Source organism: Psychromarinibacter sediminicola, from assembly GCF_029168335.1.
Lineage (GTDB): Bacteria > Pseudomonadota > Alphaproteobacteria > Rhodobacterales > Rhodobacteraceae > Psychromarinibacter > Psychromarinibacter sediminicola.
Genome location: NZ_JARGYC010000018.1, coordinates 57,029 through 75,748, shown reverse-complemented (window position 1 = coordinate 75,748; position 18,720 = coordinate 57,029). Strand labels below are relative to the sequence as shown.

General features: G+C 70.2%; 21 protein-coding genes. 14 read left to right on the top strand and 7 right to left on the bottom strand.

The features are described from left to right. Positions 1-554 precede the first annotated feature (554 nt). From P1J78_RS08995 to P1J78_RS08985, 3 genes are all read right to left on the bottom strand, one after another. A complete protein-coding gene (locus P1J78_RS08995; protein WP_275567008.1) occupies positions 555-1,760 on the bottom strand; it encodes a lytic murein transglycosylase in 1,206 nt (401 codons plus the stop codon). Positions 1,761-1,806: 46 nt separating this feature from the next. Then, positions 1,807-2,721: an adenosylcobinamide-phosphate synthase CbiB gene (cbiB, locus tag P1J78_RS08990; protein ID WP_275567007.1), complete on the bottom strand. Its 915-nt coding sequence runs from the start codon at positions 2,719-2,721 to the stop codon at positions 1,807-1,809. A 73-nt stretch (positions 2,722-2,794) separates the two neighbouring features. Continuing rightward, positions 2,795-3,163 (bottom strand): DUF1636 family protein, encoded by a 369-nt coding sequence (locus P1J78_RS08985; RefSeq protein ID WP_275567006.1) that lies wholly within the window; start codon positions 3,161-3,163, stop codon positions 2,795-2,797. 197 nt (positions 3,164-3,360) lie between these two features. Here P1J78_RS08985 and P1J78_RS08980 point away from each other — a divergent pair, with 197 nt between their 5' ends. Beyond that, entirely contained in the window at positions 3,361-3,759 is a 399-nt protein-coding gene (locus P1J78_RS08980) for a response regulator (RefSeq protein WP_275567005.1), read from the top strand. Between the two features lie 17 nt (positions 3,760-3,776). Here the strand turns inward: P1J78_RS08980 and P1J78_RS08975 are convergent, their stop codons facing one another. Continuing rightward, positions 3,777-4,796, bottom strand: coding sequence for a glutathione S-transferase family protein (locus P1J78_RS08975; RefSeq protein WP_275567004.1), 1,020 nt, complete (start codon positions 4,794-4,796; stop codon positions 3,777-3,779). 302 nt (positions 4,797-5,098) lie between these two features. Between P1J78_RS08975 and P1J78_RS08970 the strand changes: the two genes are divergently transcribed. The 8 genes from P1J78_RS08970 (at position 5,099) to P1J78_RS08935 (ending at position 12,591) form a co-directional block, all read left to right on the top strand. Next, entirely contained in the window at positions 5,099-5,323 is a 225-nt protein-coding gene (locus P1J78_RS08970; protein WP_275567003.1) for a DUF6732 family protein, read from the top strand. A gap of 3 nt (positions 5,324-5,326) precedes the next feature. Next, positions 5,327-6,535, top strand: coding sequence for a sirohydrochlorin chelatase (locus P1J78_RS08965; protein ID WP_275567002.1), 1,209 nt, complete (start codon positions 5,327-5,329; stop codon positions 6,533-6,535). A 73-nt stretch (positions 6,536-6,608) separates the two neighbouring features. Continuing rightward, complete coding sequence (locus P1J78_RS08960; protein ID WP_275567001.1) at positions 6,609-7,247, top strand: precorrin-8X methylmutase; 639 nt, start codon at positions 6,609-6,611, stop codon at positions 7,245-7,247. A gap of 61 nt (positions 7,248-7,308) precedes the next feature. Beyond that, on the top strand, positions 7,309-8,511 hold the full coding sequence (cbiE, locus tag P1J78_RS08955; RefSeq protein ID WP_275567000.1) for a precorrin-6y C5,15-methyltransferase (decarboxylating) subunit CbiE: 1,203 nt from the start codon (positions 7,309-7,311) through the stop codon (positions 8,509-8,511). Then, positions 8,508-9,206, top strand: a complete 699-nt coding sequence (cobI, locus tag P1J78_RS08950; protein ID WP_275566999.1) for a precorrin-2 C(20)-methyltransferase — start codon at positions 8,508-8,510, stop codon at positions 9,204-9,206. The genes cbiE and cobI overlap by 4 nt, the downstream gene beginning before the upstream one ends. Then, entirely contained in the window at positions 9,197-11,017 is a 1,821-nt protein-coding gene (cobJ, locus tag P1J78_RS08945; RefSeq protein WP_275566998.1) for a precorrin-3B C(17)-methyltransferase, read from the top strand. Before cobI ends, cobJ begins: the two co-directional genes overlap by 10 nt. Before the next feature lie 360 nt (positions 11,018-11,377). After that, positions 11,378-12,151, top strand: a complete 774-nt coding sequence (gene cobM / locus P1J78_RS08940) for a precorrin-4 C(11)-methyltransferase (protein WP_275566997.1) — start codon at positions 11,378-11,380, stop codon at positions 12,149-12,151. Between the two features lie 89 nt (positions 12,152-12,240). After that, complete coding sequence (locus P1J78_RS08935; protein ID WP_275566996.1) at positions 12,241-12,591, top strand: hypothetical protein; 351 nt, start codon at positions 12,241-12,243, stop codon at positions 12,589-12,591. A gap of 8 nt (positions 12,592-12,599) precedes the next feature. On the opposite strand, the gene P1J78_RS08930 is transcribed toward P1J78_RS08935, so the two are convergent. Further along, positions 12,600-13,769 carry a MalY/PatB family protein gene (locus P1J78_RS08930; RefSeq protein WP_275566995.1) on the bottom strand — a complete coding sequence of 390 codons (1,170 nt, stop codon included), beginning with the start codon at positions 13,767-13,769 and terminating at the stop codon, positions 12,600-12,602. 99 nt (positions 13,770-13,868) lie between these two features. Here P1J78_RS08930 and def (P1J78_RS08925) point away from each other — a divergent pair, with 99 nt between their 5' ends. Genes def (P1J78_RS08925) through def (P1J78_RS08915) form a run of 3 tightly spaced genes read left to right on the top strand, consistent with a single transcriptional unit; the run spans position 13,869 to position 15,399 of the window. Beyond that, positions 13,869-14,390, top strand: coding sequence for a peptide deformylase (def, locus tag P1J78_RS08925; protein WP_275566994.1), 522 nt, complete (start codon positions 13,869-13,871; stop codon positions 14,388-14,390). After that, positions 14,387-14,908, top strand: coding sequence for a peptide deformylase (gene def / locus P1J78_RS08920; protein ID WP_275566993.1), 522 nt, complete (start codon positions 14,387-14,389; stop codon positions 14,906-14,908). The genes def (P1J78_RS08925) and def (P1J78_RS08920) overlap by 4 nt, the downstream gene beginning before the upstream one ends. Continuing rightward, positions 14,908-15,399: a peptide deformylase gene (def, locus tag P1J78_RS08915; protein WP_374213216.1), complete on the top strand. Its 492-nt coding sequence runs from the start codon at positions 14,908-14,910 to the stop codon at positions 15,397-15,399. Before def (P1J78_RS08920) ends, def (P1J78_RS08915) begins: the two co-directional genes overlap by 1 nt. On the opposite strand, the gene P1J78_RS08910 is transcribed toward def (P1J78_RS08915), so the two are convergent. After that, positions 15,400-15,861, bottom strand: a complete 462-nt coding sequence (locus P1J78_RS08910) for a DUF6428 family protein (protein ID WP_275566991.1) — start codon at positions 15,859-15,861, stop codon at positions 15,400-15,402. Positions 15,862-15,907: 46 nt separating this feature from the next. Here P1J78_RS08910 and P1J78_RS08905 point away from each other — a divergent pair, with 46 nt between their 5' ends. Together P1J78_RS08905 and fmt are read left to right on the top strand one after the other, a co-directional pair. Further along, positions 15,908-16,240 carry an ArsR/SmtB family transcription factor gene (locus P1J78_RS08905; protein ID WP_275566990.1) on the top strand — a complete coding sequence of 111 codons (333 nt, stop codon included), beginning with the start codon at positions 15,908-15,910 and terminating at the stop codon, positions 16,238-16,240. A gap of 2 nt (positions 16,241-16,242) precedes the next feature. Then, positions 16,243-17,157, top strand: coding sequence for a methionyl-tRNA formyltransferase (gene fmt / locus P1J78_RS08900; protein ID WP_275566989.1), 915 nt, complete (start codon positions 16,243-16,245; stop codon positions 17,155-17,157). A 4-nt stretch (positions 17,158-17,161) separates the two neighbouring features. Here the strand turns inward: fmt and P1J78_RS08895 are convergent, their stop codons facing one another. Further along, a complete protein-coding gene (locus P1J78_RS08895; RefSeq protein WP_275566988.1) occupies positions 17,162-18,718 on the bottom strand; it encodes a phospholipase D family protein in 1,557 nt (518 codons plus the stop codon). Positions 18,719-18,720: the final 2 nt, after the last annotated feature.

Below are 18,720 nucleotides of genomic sequence, written 5' to 3'. Positions count from 1 at the left end.
CGCTGCCCCCAGTATCTGCCCCAGGGTCAGTGAATCAGTCCCTCGGCCGAATGGGAATCCCCAATCGATTCATGTCGGTGGGCAAACGCTCTAAACCTTTATTCGACTTCTCCTCATAGCGTCCCCCTGCCGCGATACCTCGCGGCGAAAGGAGGTGATGAGGCTGGAGGAGAAAGCCTTCCGAAAATGGATGGTCCTGATCGCGTTCCTGACGCTGATCGTCGCGATCGTCCGGCTCTGGATCGGTCGCTAAGGCGGCCCTGAAAGAGTGGCCCCGCAGAGAAGCACCTCTGCGGGGCCGTTTTCAGTGATGAGACTGAAAAACCTTCCGTAGGTCCATCAGATAGCACGAAACCTAACTTCCGGTAAACGCCCCATGCGTGCCGGAGATCGGCGTTGCCTCCGGTAAATCGTTAGACTTTTTCTCGACCCTCGATCATCCCGCCGCCCGGATCGCTCGCGGTCGGACAGGATCTGCGGACGCCGCCGGACTTGTTAGCGCTAAATATAACGATGTCAGACGCTTGGCCCCCTGTCCAACCTTGGGCACCCCGTCACAGCCGGTTCAGAAGCTCCCGCGTCGGCCAGGCATCCGCCGGCAGGCCCAGCCGTTCCTGCTCCGCCTGAACCGCGGCCCGGGTGCCGGCCCCCAGGATGCCGTCGACCTCGCCCACGTCATGCCCCCGCGCCACCAGCTTGCGCTGCAGCGCCTTCATTTCCGCATCCGACAGGCGGGCCGGCGCATTGCCCGGGTCGTAGACCGGCGCCCCCTCCAGCCGGGTCGCGAAATAGGCGGCGGTGGCCACGTAGACGAAGCTCTGGTTCCACTCGAACAGCGCCTGATAGTTCGGATAGATGATGAAGGCCGGCCCCTCGTGCCCCATCGGCAGCATCAGCGCGGCCTCCAGGTCCGGCCCCTGCCACGAGCCCGAGCGCGGCCGCACGCCCCAGGCGGCCCACTCCTCGACCGGCCGGTAATCCTCCGGCTGCACCCCGCTCTCTTCCCAGGGCATGCTGTCGGGAACGACCACTTCCTGCATCCAGGGCTCGTTCGGGCGCCAGCCGAAGCTGCGCAGCATGTTCGCCCCGGAAAACAGCGAATCCGCGACCGAGTTGTCCAGGTCCACGGTCCCGTCCCCGTCTCCGTCATAGCCGCGCTGCATGATGTCCATGGGCAGCATCTGGACCTGCCCCACTTCGCCGGCCCAGGCGCCCTGCTGGTTCACCGAGAACTGGCCGCGGGCATAGAGCTCCAGCGCCGCGAAGACCTGCGGCTGGAACAGCTCCGGCCGCCGGCAGTCGTGGCTGAGCGTCATCAGCGTGTCGAGCGTGTTGAAGTCGCCGGTGAAGGCGCCGAAATCGGTCTCGAAGGCCCAGAAGGACAGCAGGATGCCGCGGGGCACGCCCAGCTCCTGCTCGATCCGGGAGAAGATCGCGTCGTACTTCTGCGCGTTCTGCCGGCCCTTGTCGAGCCGGTACTGCGCGATCAGCTTGCGCGAGAAGTCGATGAAATCGGTGTTGAAGATGCCCTGCCGCCGGTCCGCGTTGATGGTCCGCTGCAGGTAGTTGGCGGCGCCGAAGAAGGGATCGGTGACCTGCGGCGGATAGGTCATCGCCTCGGCCTGCGCCTTCATCTTGGCGACGAACCCGGAAAAGCTGCCGCCGCATTCGACATAGAGCTTTTCGGTCTCCGCCGCCTGAAGGCCGCCGCCGCCGACCGCGAGCGCGGCGGCGATCGAAAGGATTTTGAGTATGCGCATTTCAGACCTCTTACCTGTTTGGCGGCAATGTATCAGCGGACCCGCCTCAGGCAACGGCCAACAGCGCCGAAAGCGCCAGCAGCGCCGCCCAGCTGCGCCACAGGACCGCCACGCTCGCGTCGATGTGATCGGGGCCGGAATGCCGGTTGCCGTCCGGATGCACGAACGGGAACGCCCGCATCTCGCCGTCGTAGGCGCGCGGCCCGGACAACGCCACGTCCAGCGCGGCGGCCATCGCGGCCTCGGGCCAGCCGGCATTGGGCGACCGGTGCAGGCCGGCGTCACGGCGGATGGCGGACCACGGGGCCGGACAGCCGTGGACCAGCCAGATCACGAGCGCCGTCAGACGGGCGGGGATCCAGTTCAGCAGGTCGTCGAACCGGGCGGCGGCCCAGCCGAAGGCCGCGTGGCGGGGCGTGCGGTAGCCGATCATGCTGTCGGCGGTGTTGACCAGCTTGTAGACCAGCAGGCCGGGCAGCCCGGCGATTAGGAACCAGAAGGCCGGCGCGACGACGCCGTCCGAAAAATTCTCGGCCGCGCTCTCGATGGCGGCGCGAGTGGTGGCCGGGCCGTCCATGGCGAAGGTGTCGCGGCCGACGATGCGGGCCACCGCGGCACGGCCCTCGGCGACGGACAGGCGCAGGGCGGCGGCGACGGCGGCGACGTGATCGGCGAGGCTGCGCTGGGCGAGAAGGATCGCCGCGACGACGATCTCGATCAGGAAGGCGCCGGGCAGCTGCGCGATGATGAGCCCGGCGAGCGCCGCGCCCGCGCAAAGCGCGCCCAGGACGGCCGTGCCCTTGAGCTGGCGCCGCGCGCCGGTGTTGTACCGCCGGTCGGCGGCGCCGACGGCGCGGCCCATCAGGACGGCCGGATGCGGCAGGCGCGCCCAGAGCCAGCGCGGCTCGCCCAGCAGGGCATCGAGCAGCAGGGCGCAGACCAGCGCCGCGGCGTGGGTCATCGGGCCGCCGGGCGGACGCGCGCCGCAAGCGGCGACGCCCCGCCCGCCGTCCCGGGGGCGTCGCGCCCAGCGGTCATGTATCGGGCAGGGGCGGGTGACGGGTCACGAAATGCCCTTTCACGCCTTGCGGCCACTGCCGGTAGGGCACCTGGCCGCTGTCGCTCTGTGCATGCAGCGCGGCGTAGTCGAGCAGCGCCTGCGCCGCCTCTGCCCCGGGCTCGAAGCCGCCCAGCGTGTAGCAGAGCTTGCCCGCCGCCTGGATCGCCACGTTGCAGCCCTTGCCACAGCCCATCAGGCAGGCGTGGCGCCGCAGCCGGACGCCCTCGGGCACCGGCCGCGCCTCGATCGCCTCGGCCAGCCGGGCGCCGTCGGTCTCGGTCGCGCCCGACTCCTCCCAGCCTTCGCGTTTGCAGGTCTCGCAGATCGTGATCCAGGTCGTCATCGGATCCTCGCGTTCATCGGCGCGTTTGAAACCGATCCGCCGGCAATCCGCAAGTTTCCCGCCGGCGGAATTCGGTGACCGACCCGTTGCCGGCCTGTCGTTAACGCCCTGTTAGGAATTTGGTAGCATTTTGTTATCGGGTTGCACGCGACACGAAGCGGCCGTGCCGCGGCGGGCCCGTATATCCGGGATTCGATATGGACGTGCTGATAGTGGAGAGCGAAGCCGGCCTCGCCGAGTTGTGGCGGTGCCATCTGTGCCGTCAGGGCGCCGCCGTCACGGTCGCCCTGTCGGAGCAGGCGGCCGTGCGCATCCTGCAGGAGCGCGCGATCGACGTGATCGTCCTGGATCTCGTGCTGGAGGGCGGCAGCGCCTTTGCCGTGGCCGATTTCGCCAGCTACCGGCAGCCGTCGGCGCGGGTGGTCTTCGTGACCAACACCTCGTTCTTCTCCGACGGCTCGATCTTTCAGCACATTCCCAACGCCTGCGCCTTCCTGCCCAGCGGCATGCCGCCGGAGGACCTTGCCGCCGTGGTCGATCACTATGGCGAGGCGGGCGCGGTTGGGGGCGTCGCGGCCGCCCCCAAAGCCGGCTGACCGCGAGCCCGCGGGGGTCAGACGGCGCGCAGGTGCTGCCCGTCGGCGCCGGCGTCGCGCCCGTGCGGGGCCTCCCAGTCCAGCACCGGGTTGATCGGGATGATCCGGTACGGGTTCACCGATTCGTGGCTGTAGTGGTAGTGGCGCACGATGTGGTCGAAGTTCACCGTGTCCGACACGCGCCCGTTCGGCGTTTGCCACTGGTAGAGTTCCCGCGCATAGCCCCAGAGGTTGGGGAAGTCGCGCAGGTAGTTGCGGTTGCACTTGAAGTGCGTGTGATAGACCGGGTCGAAGCGGAACAGGGTGGTGACCAGCCGCCAGTCGGCCTCGGTGATGCGGTCGCCCATCAGGTAGCGGTTCTGCGACAGCCGCTGCTCCAGCCAGTCGAGCGACTCGAACAGCGCGTGCACCGCGTCGTCATAGGCGTCCTGGCCGGTGGCGAAGCCGGACTTGTAGACGCCGTTGTTGACGGTGTCGTAGATGCGCTCGTTCACCGGCGCGATCTCGCCCTGCAGCGCCTCGGGCCAGTAGTCGTCGGTGTTTTCGGTCAGCCCGTCGAAGGCGGAGTTGAACATGCGGATGATCTCGGCCGATTCGTTCGACACGATGGTCTCGCGTTTCTTGTCCCACAGGACCGGGACGGTCACGTGGCCGGACGCCTGCGGGTCGGCCTTGACGTAAAGCTCGCGCAGGAAGGACAGGCCGTAGAGGTCGTCGCCCGTCGCGCCGTCGAAGTCGGTGTCGAAGCTCCAGCCGTCCTTCAGCATGTCGGGATGGACGACCGACACGCCGACCAGGCCTTCCAGCTCTTTCAGCTTGCGGAAGATCAGCGTGCGATGCGCCCAGGGACAGGCCAGCGAGACGTAAAGGTGATAGCGGTCGGCCTCGGCCGGAAAGCCGCCCTCGCCGCTGGGTCCGGGGCTGCCGTCGGGCGTGATCCAGTTGCGATAGGCGGTGTCGGCGCGCTTGAAGGCGCCGCCCTTGGCGCGCTCCGCCAGGCTCTGTTCGACCCATTGGCCGTTGTCGAGATGGCCCATTTGCTCCTCCTGAATTCGGTGTTGGTACGTCACATAGGGCGAAGTGCCTTGCAGGACACGGATTTCCGCCGCGCAGGCGGGCTGCAAGGCTGCACAGGTCGCTGCGGAGGGGGCCGATGCCGCAAATCCGTTTGCGATGCGGCCGGCGCCGGGCTACACCGCGCCACGACGAAGCCCGACAGGGGCCGGAGAGGAGAGCGCCGGACGGCCGACCCAACCAGGGGGCCCGACGCCGCGTCGTCAGCGCCGCAAGCGGCGGGCTTGCCCTTTCCGACGAGATCGAAACGAAAGGGGAGAGACCCATGCGTATCGTCTTCATCACCGCGACTTTCGCCGCCGGTCCCGCGCTGGCGCATCCCGGGCATCTGGCCGAGGTCGCCGGTCACGGGCACTGGATCGGCCTGGCCGCGCTGGGCGCCGCCATCGCCGTCGCCGCCTGGGCCGGGCTGAAGGGGCGCAAGGACGCGGACGAGGAGGCGGAGAGCGACGAGGAGGTGTCCGAGGAGGAGACCCCTCAGGAGGCCTGAGCCATGGGCAGGACGGGCGTGATGATCTGCGGCCACGGCTCGCGCAGCCAGGCCGCCGTCGACGAGTTCGCGGTGCTGGCGCGGAAGCTGCCGGCGTATCTGCCGGAGGACTGGCTCACCGATTACGGCTATCTCGAATTCGCCAACCCGGTGATCCGCGACGGGCTGGACCGCCTGCGCGAGGCGGGCTGCGAACGGATCCTGGCGGTGCCGGGGATGCTGTTCGCGGCGATGCACGCGAAGAACGACATCCCCACCGTTCTGAACACCTATGCCGCCAGGCACGGGATCGAGCTGCGCTATGGCCGCGAGTTGGGCGTCGACCCGAAGATGATCGCCGCCGCCGGGGCGCGGGTGCAGGAGGCGGTGGATCGCGCCAATGCCGAGGCCGGCGAAGTACCGCTGCACGACACCTGCCTCGTGGTGATCGGGCGTGGTGCGTCGGACCCGGACGCCAACGCGAACGTCGCCAAGATCGCGCGGATGCTGTGGGAGGGCATGGGCTTCGGCTGGTGCGAGGTCGGCTATTCCGGCGTCACCTTCCCGCTGGTGGAGCCCTGCCTGACCCATGTCGCGCGGCTGGGCTACAAGCGGGTCATCGTGTTCCCGTATTTCCTGTTCACCGGCATCCTGATCGACCGGATCTACGGTTTCACCGACAAGGTCGCCGCCGCGCATCCGGAAACCGATTTCGTGAAGGCCGGATATCTGAACGATCACGACAAGGTGCTGGAGACCTTCGCCGAACGGGTGCGCGAGATCGCCGGCGATGCGCCGATTCCCAATTGCGGCGTCTGTGCCTACCGGGAACAGGTGCTGGCGCTGGAGAACGGACGTCACCGCCATATCCGGCCGGAGGAGCGCAACCACCCTGCCTTCGCCGACATGCCGCCGCCCACCTGCGTGCTGTGCAAGTACCGCACGCAGATCCTGGGCTTCGAGGCCGAGGTCGGCGCGGTGCAGGAAAGCCACCATCACCACGTCGAGGGGCAGGGGGCCTCGGCGCCCGGCTCCAACGTGGAGGATTGCGCCCTGTGCGACACGTTCTGCACCGGTGCGTGCCGGCTGGAGATGGCCGGACATCACCACCACGCGCACGGGCACGATCACCACCACCACCACGATCACGACCATCATCACCACCACCATGCGCCCTATCCCCATGCGGATCACCCGCTTGGCCCGGAAAGCGCGCGGGTTGGCCGGAAATGAGCGCATCTTCATCTTGGACCAAATACTCCCGCCGGAGGTGTCCCGCGCGGGCCACCGGAAAGACCGCCCGATCATGCGCCCCTACCTGAAGGATCCCGCCGCCATCTATGCCGAGAGCTTCGCGACGGTGCGGCGCGAGGCGCGGCTGGACCGGTTCGGCCCCGGCATGGCGCAACTCGCCACGCGGGTGATCCATGCCTGCGGGATGGTCGAGGTCGCCGACCGGTTGGCCGCTTCGGACGGCGCGTTCGAAGCCGGGCAGATGGCGCTGCAGACCGGGGCGCCGGTGCTGTGCGACTGCGAGATGGTCGGCGCCGGGATCATCCGGCGCGCTCTGCCGGCGGAGAACGAGATCGTCGTGACGTTGAACGACCGCTCCGTCGCGGGGCTGGCCCGCGATCTAGACACCACCCGGTCGGCCGCCGCCGTGGAGCTGTGGCGCGACCGGCTGGACGGCGCCGTCGTGGCCATCGGCAACGCGCCCACGGCGCTGTTCCACCTGCTGGAGCGGCTGGAGGCGGGCTGGCCCCGGCCGGCGCTGATCCTGGGATTTCCCGTGGGCTTCGTCGGGGCGGCGGAGTCGAAGGCGGAACTGGCCGCGAACCCGCGCGGCTGCGGCTTCGTCGCCTTGCGCGGGCGGCGCGGCGGGTCGGCCATGGCCTCGGCCGCCGTGAACGCGCTGGCGGCGGGATTGCCGGAGGACGGGGCATGATGGACGGCTCGGCGCTCCCATTCGGGAGCTTCTCGCCCGCGAAGAGGGACCGGAGGGACCGATGAGCGCACCCTGGCTGCATATCGTGGGGATCGGCGAGGATGGGATGGACGGGCTGACCCCCGCCACCCGCGCCGTCGTCGAGGCGGCGGAGGTGATCGTCGGCGGCGACCGGCATCACACCCTGTCGCAGACCGTGACGGCCGAGCGCATCGCCTGGCCGTCGCCCTTCGACGCGATGATCGATACGATCCGTTCGCTGAAGGGGCGCCGCGCGGTGATCCTTGTCACCGGCGATCCGCTGTGGTTCTCCGTCGGCGCCCGGATCGGCCGCGCCATCGACCCGTCCGAGATCGTCTATCACCCTCAGCTGTCGGCTTTCCAGCTGGCCGCGGCGCGGATGGGCTGGTCGCTGGCCGATGTCGAGACGCTGACGGTGCATGGCCGGCCGGTGGAGCAGATGATCGCCTTCATCCAGCCGCACGCGCGCCTTCTGATCCTGACGACCGGCGAGGACACGCCGGCCCGCATCGCCGCGTTCCTGACCGAGCGCGGCTTCGGCCAGTCGCGGATGACCGTCCTGGCGGCCATGGGCGGCGCGGAGGAGCAACGGTTCGACGGCATCGCCGAGACCTGGTCGCACGCGGTGCCGGCCTTCAACACGATGGCCGTGGAGTGCATCGCGGCGCCGGACGCGGCCCTGTTGCCGCGGGTGCCGGGCCTTGCGGACGAGCTGTTCCGCCACGACGGGACGATGACCAAGCAGGAGGTTCGCGCGGCGACGCTGGCCAAGCTGATGCCGATGCGCGGCGCGCTGCTATGGGACATCGGCACGGGCTGCGGCTCGGTCGCGGTGGAGTGGATGCGGGCGGCGCGTTACGCCCGGGCCATCGGGATCGAGCCGCGCGCCGACCGGCGCGAGATGGCCGCGGCCAATGCGCTGGCGCTGGGCGCGCCGCGGCTGGAGCTGATCGGAGGCGAGGCGCCGGACGCGCTGGACGGGCTGGCGCCGCCCGACGCGATCTTCATCGGCGGCGGGTTGACGGGCGACGTCTTCTCGGCCGCCTGGGCGGCGCTGAAACCGCTGGGCCGGCTGGTGGCGAACGCGGTGACGCTGGAGAGCGAGGCGGAACTGCTGGCGCTGCACAGGGCGCATGGCGGGCAGCTCGTGAAGCTGTCGGTGCAGCGGGCGGAACCCGTGGGCGGCCTGACCGGATGGCGTCCGCTGATGCCGGTAACGCAATGGAGCCTGGTGAAGCGATGAGCACCCTCTACGGCGTTGGGCTGGGGCCGGGCGATCCCGACCTGATCACGCGGCGCGCGGCGCGGCTGATCGAGGAGGCGCAGGTGATCGCCTATCCGACCCTGGCCGGCGGCCGCAGCTTTGCCCGGTCCATCGCGGCCGAGCTGATCCCGGAGGGCGCCCAGGAGATCGTCATGGACGTGCCGATGACGCGCGAACGCGAACCGGCGCAGGCCGCCTATGACCGCGGCGCGGCGGCGATCCGGGGCGAGCTTGTGGCCGGGCGCGACGTCGTCTGCCTGTGCGAGGGCGATCCGTTCTTCTACGGCTCGTTCATGTACCTGCACGCGCGGCTGAAGGGCAACTTCGATGTCCAGGTGGTGCCCGGCGTGACCTCGCTGACCGCCTGCGCGGCGCGGGCCGGCATGCCGCTTGCCGCGCGGAACGAGCGGGTGACGGTGTTGCCCGGGCCGTTGCCGGATGCGGAGCTGGAAAGCCGGGTCGCCGGCGCGGAGAGCCTGGCGATCATGAAAGTGGGCCGGCACCTGCCACGCATCCGCGCGGTGCTGGACCGGCTGGGGCTGACCGGGCAGGCGGTGTATGTGGAGCGGGCGACGCTGGCCGACGAGCGCGTTCTGCCGCTGGCCGAGGCGCCGGAGGCGGCGCCCTATTTCTCGATGATCCTGCTGACGAAGGGGGCCGATCCGTGGCTGTGAAACCTGTGGTGCTGGCTCTGTCGCACTCCGGCGAGCCCGTGGCGCATCGTGTCGCCGATGCGCTGGGCGCGGCGGTGCATGGGCGCGAGGGGCGCGTGGAGCGGGCGGATGCCTGGTTCGGCAATGGCCTGGAGCATGCGCGCGACCTGTTCGCCGCCGGCGTGCCGGTGGTGGGTGTCTGCGCGAGCGGTATCCTGATCCGGGCCGTCGCGCCGCTTCTGTCGGACAAGCGGGCCGAGCCGCCGGTGGTTTCGGTCTCCGACGACGGGGCTGTCGTGGTGCCGCTTCTGGGCGGACATCGCGGCGCGAACCGGCTGGCACGGCAGATCGCCGCCGCGCTGGACGGGACGGCGGCGGTGACGACGGCGGGGGATGTGGCGCTGGGCGTGGCGCTGGACGCGCCGCCGGCGGGCTGGGCGCTGGCCAACCCGGAGGCGGCGAAACCGGCGATGGCGGCGCTGTTGGCGGGCGGCGGCGCGCGGGTCATGGGAGACGAGGCGGCGAAGGCCGAGTGGCTCGGGGATCTGCCCGCAGGCGACGCCGTGGACATCTTCTGCACGATGGCGCCTTGCGCGGCGGCGAAGCCGGAAACGCTGATCTACCGGCCGCGACGCGCGGTCCTGGGCGTGGGCGCGTCGCGCGACTGCCCGCCGGAGGAGCTGATCGCGCTGGTGGACGGGCTGCTGGCCGAGGCGGAGCTGGCGCCGGAGGCGCTGGCCGCCATCGCGACGGCCGACATCAAGGCGGACGAGCCGGCGGTTCTGGCGCTGGCCGCGCATCTCGGGGTGCCGCTGCGGATGTTCCCGGCGGCGGAGCTGGAGGCCGAGACGGGGCGGACGGAGACGCCGTCGGAGGTGGTGTTCTCCGAGATCGGCACGCATGGCGTGGCCGAGAACGCAGGCCTGGCGGCGGCGGGGCCGGAGGCGGCGCTCTGGTATCCCAAGCGCAAGTCGGCGATGGCGACGGCCGCCCTGTCGCTGGCGTCGACGCCCATCGCGGCCCCGGCCGGCCGGGGCCGCGGCCGGGTGGCGCTGGTCGGCATCGGGCCGGGGCAGGCGGCCTGGCGGACGCCGGAGGCCTCGCGGCTGATCGCGGAGGCGGACGAGCTGGTGGGCTACGGGCTCTATATCGACCTGCTGGGGCCGCTGGCGGCGGGCAAGCCGCGCCACGACTTCCCGCTCGGCGGCGAGGAGGCGCGGTGCCGCTTCGCCCTGGAGCGGGCGGCCGAGGGCAAGTCGGTCGCGCTGGTCTGCTCGGGCGACGCCGGGATTTACGCGATGGGCGCGTTGGTCTTCGAATTGCTGGACCGGGAGGCCGAAGGTGTCAGCGATGCGGCAAGACGGGTCGAGGTGATCTCGGCGCCGGGCGTGTCGGCACTGCAGGCGGCGGCGGCGCGGGCCGGGGCGCCTTTGGGGCACGATTTCTGCGCGGTCTCGCTGTCGGACCTGCTGACCCCGCGCGCGGACATCCTGCGGCGCATCCGGGCGGTGGCGGAGGGGGACTTCGTGATCGCCTTCTACAACCCGGTGTCGAAGCGGCGCCGCGAGCTGCTGGCGCTGGCGCGGGACATGTTGCTGGAGCATCGGCCGGGGGAGTGCCCGGTGCTGCTGGCCACCTCGCTTGGGCGGCCGGAGGAGAGACTGCGGTACAGGCGGCTGGACGAGTTGGAGGTCGAGGAGGTCGACATGCTGACTGTGGTACTGGTCGGCTCGTCGCAGTCGCGGCTTTGGCAATCGGGCGAGGGGCCGCGGATGTACACGCCGCGCGGCTATGCGCGGAAGATCGACGGGGATTTGTCGGATGTGTCGTGATCCGATTGCGGCGCGTGCCGCGCCAAGAGATGCCTCGGCCCCCTCCCTGGCCCTCCCCCGTGGCCGGGGGAGGGGAGCCTGTGGCGGGCCGACCCAGTCTGATCGGGGCGGTGCCGATTGCTGGGGCTCGGGTCTTGCGTCGAGGCTGCGGTCGGGTCCGGACGACGTGGGATCTCGGGCGGCTGGGGGGAGGCCGTTGCGGTCGTCCATCTGGTTCGAACGGATGGCGCCTCGATGGACGACTCCGCTGGGCGTATTTGCAACGAGAAGAAGTTCGGGGCGCGGGCAGTGTGGCGATGGGTGGGCAGATTGTCTGGACGATCGCCTGGCCTTCGCGCGGCGCCTGAAAGGAGGCTGTGGATGACGGTGTTCTTCGTGGGTGCGGGGCCGGGCGATCCGGACCTGCTGACGATCAAGGCGGCGAAGGTGATCGAACGGTGCCCGGTCTGCCTTTATGCCGGCTCGCTGGTGCCGGCCGAGGTCGTGGCGCGGGCACCGGAGGGGGCGCGAGTGATGGATACCGCGCCGATGACGCTGGACGAGACCCATGCCGAGATCGTTGCGGCGCATGGGCGCGGCGAGGACGTGGCGCGGGTGCATTCGGGCGATCCGTCGCTCTACGGCGCCATCGCCGAGCAGGTCCGGCGGCTGGAGGCGGACGGCATCCCCTACGAGATCGTGCCGGGCGTGCCGGCCTATGCCGCGGCCGCCGCGGCGCTGGGGCAGGAACTGACCGTGCCGGAGATCGCGCAGTCGGTGGTTCTGACGCGGGTGTCGATGAAGTCGACCTCGATGCCCGAGGGCGAAACGCTGGAGAACTTCGCGCGCACCGGCGCGACGCTGGCGATCCACCTGGGCGTCCGGGCGCTGCGCGAGATCGAGCGGGTGCTGGTCCCGCACTACGGCGCCGATTGTCCCGTGGTGGTGGCCTATCGCGTCGGCTGGCCGGACGAGATGCTGATCCGCGGCACGCTGGCCGATATTCGCGAAAAGGTGCGCGCCGAGAAGATCACGCGCACCGCGCTGATCCTGGTGGGGCCCGCGCTGGCCCGGGGGCGCGATTTCCGCGACAGCGCGCTATACGATCCGGCGCATCCGCACGTGCTGCGTCCGAAGATCGCCAGGGCGAGCTGACCCCCGCCGGAGTTTCGGATTTACCGAAAGTTCGCTTGACCGAATCTGCAAGAGCGTCGTTCACTTGCCCTGACCGGTGGAGTGCTGCCATGACCGATTATCTGCCCCAGGAGATCCTCGACGGCCTCGAAGCCGCGCGCAAGGCCGACCTGCGCAAGAACAGCCGCCTGCGCGTGCATGTGGGCGAGCAGGTGTTCCGCGTGCTGCGGTTCTGGGACGGCGGCTTCGCGCTGGATGCCGAGGACGCGCCGCACCTGCGCGGGCTGGTGGATCTGTATTCGGGCGGGCGGCACCTGTACCAGTGCCTGATCGTGGCCAGCGCCGAGGACGACGGCGAAATGGTCTACGAGTTCAAGCGCAACACGGCCGCCGTGGACCAGGCACCGCTCGACTTCGCGCGGGACGAGACGGCGCCGGTGGCGCTGATCGGGCGGGACTGAACCGGCCGCTACTGCAGGTCGCCGAACGCTTTCTCCAGCCGGTCGATCGCCTCCATCAGCCGCGCGCGCGGCATCGCGAGGTTGAAACGATGGAAGCTCTCGCCGCCCTTGCCGAACTGGGCGCCGGGGCTTTGCGCGATGCGGGCGTCCTGGCGGATGCGGCGGTTCGTCTCCTCGGGCGTCATGCCGGTGTTGGAGAAATCGACCCAGGACAGGTAGGTGGACTGCATGTCCATCACCTCGACCCCCGGCAGCGCGCCGATCCGTTCTTTCCAGATCGCGAAGTTCTCGGCCAGGTAGGCGCGGCACGCCTCGCTCCAGGCGCGGCCCTCGGTCAGCGCGGCCTTGGTCATCAGCATCCCGAAGCGGTTGGGCGTGCCGCCGAAGGATTTCTGCACCGCGTCGATCTTCGCGCGCAGCTCCGCGTCCTCGACGATAATGAACCCGGTCTCGCCGCCGGCGATGTTGAAGCCCTTGGAGGCCGCGGTGATCGTGACCAGCCGGTCGGTGGCTTGCGGCGCGGCCAGGGCGGTGGGGACATGTCTGGCTCCGGGAAAGACGAGGTCCATGTGGATTTCGTCGGACAGCAGCAGCAGATCGTGCTCGGCGCAGAAGTCGGCCAGCGCCGAGATCTCCGCCGGCTCCCACATTCGGCCGCCGGGATTGTGCGGCGAACACAGGACCGCGATCCGCTCCTCCCCGGTCAGCTGCCCGGCCAGCGCGTCGAGGTCCATCTCGTAGCGGCCGTCCCGCTGCACGAGTTCGGATTGCAGGATCCTGCGGCCCTTGGCCTCGGCCTTGCGGAAGAAGGCGTGGTAGACCGGCGTGAACAGGACGATCGCCTCGCCGGGATCCGAGAACGCCTCCAGCACCATGCCGAAGCCCGACACGACGCCATGGCTGTAGCTGACCCAGTCGGGCTGCACGTCCCAGCCGTGCGTGCCGTGCATCCAGTCGCAGACGGCGCGCGTCACCGGTTCGACATTGCCGAAATAGCCGAGATAGCCGTTCTCGGCCTCCTGCCGGATGGCGTCGCGAATGCAGTCCGCCGCGTCGAAGTCCATGTCGGCCACGAACATGGAGATGCCGTCCTCGGGCGAAACGCCGGAGAACCCCTCCATGTTGTCCCACTTGGAGGCGTGCGTGCCGATGCGGTTCGGGATGCGGTCGAAATCCATGGGCCCTCCGTGCGACTGCTTCGATGCGGCAAGCTACGCCTTCACGCCCCGGGTGCAAGTGACATTGCGCGGCTGCCGGGCTTCGCCTAAATGACCTTCATGACGCTGAGAAATATCATCATCCACCCCGATCCGCGCCTGAAGAAGGTTTGCGATCCGGTGACGGAGGTCACGCCGGAGCTGCGCAGGCTGGCCGACGACATGCTGCAGACGATGTACGAGGCGCCGGGCATCGGGCTCGCCGCGCCGCAGGTGGGCGAGATGGCGCGGATGCTGGTGATGGACTGCGTCAAGGAAGAGGACAAGCCGCCGCGGCCGATGGTCCTGCTGAACCCCGAGGTGACGTGGTCGTCGGACGAGACGAACGTCTACGAGGAAGGCTGCCTGTCGATCCCCGAGCAATATGCCGACGTGGAGCGGCCGGCGGAGGTGACGGTGTCCTGGATGGATCTGGACGGCAAGCCGCAGGAGGAGCATTTCTCGGGCCTCTGGGCGACCTGCGTGCAGCACGAGATCGACCATCTGAACGGCAAGCTGTTCATCGACTATCTGAAGCCGCTGAAGCGGCAGATGATCACCCGCAAGATGCAGAAGCTGAAGCGCGAACGGGCGCGGGCGTGAGCCGCCTGCCGATCCTCGTCTGGGGCGACCCGCGTTTGCGGGCGGTGGCGCGGCCCGTGGGCGAGATCACGCCGGAGGTGCGCGATCTGGCCTGGGACATGGTCGACACGATGTACGACGCGCCGGGCCGTGGGCTGGCCGCGCCGCAGGTGGGCGTGGGGCTGCGGATGTTCGTGATGGACTGTCACTGGAAGGACGGGGTCGCGCGGGCCCCCGACATCGTCATCGACCCCGAGATCCTGTGGCGGTCCGAGGAGACCGCCGTCCACCAGGAGGGGTGCCTGTCGATCCCCGGCGTGCCGGCCGAGATCGAGCGGCCGGCCGAGGTCACGATGCGCTGGACAACGCTGGACGGTTTCCGCGAGGAGCGGCAACTGGATGGGTTCGAAGCGGTCTGCGCGCAGCACGAGTTCGATCATCTGGACGGGATTATGATCCCCGACCGGATGAGCGAGGAAGACCGGGTGGCGACGGAGGCCGAGCTTCGCGCGCTGGCGGCGCGCGGGGGCATGGTGTGATGGTACGGCCGATCCTGCGCTGGCCGGACCGGCGGCTTCGCACGACCGCCGACACCGTGGAGGAGATCACCGACGAGGTCCGCGCCGTCTGGGACGACATGATCGACACGATGGAGGCGATGCCGGGCGTCGGCCTTGCCGCGCCGCAGATCGGAGTGATGCTCCGGCTTGCCGTGGTCGATGCCTCGGACGCGCGGGGACAGGCGGTGCGGCTGGCCAATCCCGAGGTGATCGAGGCGTCGCCGGAACTGCGCGCGCACGAGGAGGCCAGCCCCTGCCTGCCCGGCGCCTCGGCGCGGCTGGAGCGGCCGGCGCAGGTGGTGGTGCGGTATCTGACCCCGCGCGGCAAGTGGGACCGGCAGGCGTTCGAGGGGCTGTGGGCCACCAGCGTACAGCACCAGATCGACCACCTCGCGGGGCGGATGTATTTCGACAATCTCAGCCCGCTGAAACGCAGGATGCTGCTGAAGAGGGCGCAGAAGCGGGCCTGATCAGGCGCAGCACGGCGTCTTCGGGGCGCAGCCGGCCCGGTCGGCCATCGGCTTGCAGACGGCGTGCTCCGGCGACAGGGCGATCACCAAGTGGCCGTCCTCGATCCGGGGCACATCCGCCCGGTAGCGTGTCAGGCCGCGGTTGGCGGGGGCGCATTCCACGGCGAAAGGCGCGTCGCCCAGCCCGGGGATCTCAGTGAGCGAGCGGGCGAGGATCGCGGCCATCTTGCCCGCCGGCATCGCCCGTGGGCCGCGCCCGTCCAGCACCTGGACCACGGCCTCGCGAAAGCGGCTGCGCCGGCCGCCGCAGTCGATGCTCTCTATGTCGGCGTGCTTCAGCTCGGTGATGTGGAACCCGGCGCCGAGGTCGCCGCCGGGCGTGCGAAACCGGGTCGGCAGGTTCGGGTCCGCGGACCGGAGCGTGGTCAGGAAGGCGTCGAGCGTTGCGGGGCGGTCGGTCATGGCATAGGGTTCCTGAATATCTCAACGATTCAAGTATGGTTGAAATATGGACGAGACGCAAGCCCTGAAGGCTCTCTCCGCCCTGTCGGACGGCACGCGGCTGCGAATGCTGCGCTTTCTGGTGCAGGCGGGCGCGGACGGTGCCGCGGCGGGCGAGATCGGTGCGGCCGTGGGCTCCAGCCCGTCGCGCAGTTCGTTCCATCTGGCAGCGCTGGCCGCGTCGGGGCTGGTCCGGCCGGAGCGCGTGTCGCGCCGCGTCATCTACCGGGTGGACTTTGCTGCGCTTGGCGGGCTTATGGGCTACCTGATAGAGGATTGCTGCGGCGGGCATCCCGCCGTGCGCGCCTGCTGCGCGCCGACCGGGACGGAGAAGGGCTGACGATGCGCGTCGTATTCATGGGCACGCCGGATTTCTCGGTGCCGGTGCTGGAGGCGCTGGTGGCGGCGGGGCATGACATCGCCTGTGTCTACTGCCAGCCGCCCCGCCCGGCGGGCCGCGGCAAGAAGGACCGCCCCTCCCCGGTGCAGGCCCGGGCCGAGGCGCTGGGCCTGCCGGTGCGCCACCCCGAGCGGCTGCGCGATCCGGCCGAGCAGCAGGCCTTTGCGGATCTGAAGCCGGAAGTGGCCGTCGTGGTCGCCTATGGCCTCATCCTGCCGCAGCCGGTGCTGGATGCGCCGGATCACGGCTGTCTGAACATCCACGCCTCGCTTCTGCCGCGCTGGCGCGGGGCGGCGCCGATCCAGCGGGCGATCATGGCCGGAGACCGCGAAACCGGGGTCTGCATCATGCGGATGGAGGCGGGGCTCGACACCGGGCCGGTCCTGCTGCGCGAGGCGCTGCAGATCGCGCCGGACGAGACCGCCGGGACGCTGCACGACCGGCTGTCGGCGTTGGGCGCGCGGCTGATCGTCGAGGCGCTGGATCGGCTGGACGCGCTGGCGCCGGAACCGCAGCCGGAGGAGGGCGTGACCTATGCCGATAAGATCGACAAGGCCGAGGCGCGGATCGACTGGACCCGCCCGGCGGCGGAGGTCGACCGGCTGATCCGCGGGCTGTCGCCCTTTCCCGGGGCCTGGACCGGCCTGCGCGGCGAACGGCTGAAGCTGCTCAACGCCCACGTGGTCGACGCGGAGGGCGACCCCGGCGCGGTGCTGGACGATCGCCTGACGGTCGCCTGCGGCTCCGGTGCGGTGCGGATCACCCGGCTGCAACGGGCCGGCCGGGGCGCGCAATCGGCGCAGGACGTGCTGCGCGGCTGGTCCATCGGGCCGGGCGACCGGATGGGCGAGGGCTGAACGCCTAGACCATCTCTTCCGGCACGCCCGGCAGCGCGATGGCGGTCTCTTCCGCCGCCCTGCGATCGTAGGGGACGAGAAAGCCGGTGCGCTCGTCCGGCTCCTCCGCCGCGTTCTCGCGCAAAAGCCGGCGCCAGACGCCGAACATCCGGTCGACCGGCAGCGCGTCGATGCCGGGCACCTCGGGCCACCAGTGGGCGCTCAACCGCTGCCGGAGGCCGGCCACCTGCGCCGGATCCTTCAGCGCGATCCCGGCTTCGGTGTCCCAGCGCAGCGACCGGCCGTTCAGGTTGGCCGAAGACACGAGGCCGAGGCGGTCGTCGAACACCGACACCTTCGCGTGCAGATAGACGATCGGCGCGCCGCGCAGGGTGGCGCGGTCGGCGTCCATGTCGACGCCGTTGGCCGCGCGGCGCTGAACCGGGCTTGCGATCAGCAGGCGCTTGCCGAAGGCGCGCCGGATCCGGCGGATGCAGCGCGCCTGCAGGAAGTCGCCGAAACGGCCGTCGAGCTTCGGCGTCTCCTCGAAGGCCACGGTCTCGGGGGCGCCGGGAAGCAGGAGGATCATCTTCAGATCCGGCTCTTCGCGTCCGCGCCGAGCGAGCCATCGCGCGATGCGCCGGTCGCGGAAGAACTGCGTCTCGATATAGACGAGCTTTTCGGTTCGGCCGATCGCCTCGCGGTGGCAGGTGGCGATCTCGTCGGCCACCGTGCCCGGCCCCATCGTCCAGGGCCTCCGGCGGCTCTGGTCGCGCGCCAGCGTGCGCAGCAGGCCCGGCGCGTCGACCACCTCGTGCCGGCCGGCGGCGGCGTCGTTGAAGGTCTGAAGGTGCCGCCGCGCGGAGGTGGCCCTGACCGGGTCTTCGGCCAGAACCTGCACGTCATGCCAGGTCAGCTGCGCCGGGCGGTTGTGGTCCCAGTCGTCCCAGCGCCGCTCGTTCACGTCCAGCCCGCCGATGAACAGCCAGCGGTCGTCGATGACCGCCAGCTTGTGGTGATGCGTGGCGGGGAAGGACAGGGCCGGCCGCCCCTTGTAGCGGTCGCGCAGATAGGCGATGCCCGGCAGGTATTTCAGGACTCGCCGCCGGTGCGACGGCTTTGCCCCGGTCTCCTCGTGCCGGACGATCTGGCGCATCTTGGCGGCCACGATGGGCCAGAAGAAGATGCGCGCGATCCGCCCGGTCTTGGCCGGGTGGATTTCCGGGAACAGGGACAGGCGGGCGCCGGCCGAGGGGCCCGCGAGCTCCCACAGGGCGCACAGCATGCGAACGCTGCGCCAGCACAGCGCGTGCAGCTGGGTCGCGGCGATGGGATCGAAGTCGGACAGGTGAATCTCCACCCGCACGCCGCGCCGTAGCGTGTGCTCCAAGAGGTCCAGCCAGGTCTCGCCGACCTCCCGCGCCTCGGACGAGCGCAGGCGGGTCAGCGGGTCGAATATCCGGAAGCCCAGGATTACCTCGCGCTCGGCGGCCAGAACGCGGCGTTCGAAGGCCGGATAGGCCTCGGCGGCCGTGATCAGGATCTGCGGGTCGGCCAGCCGCGGCGTCGCTGCGTCGTCCATGG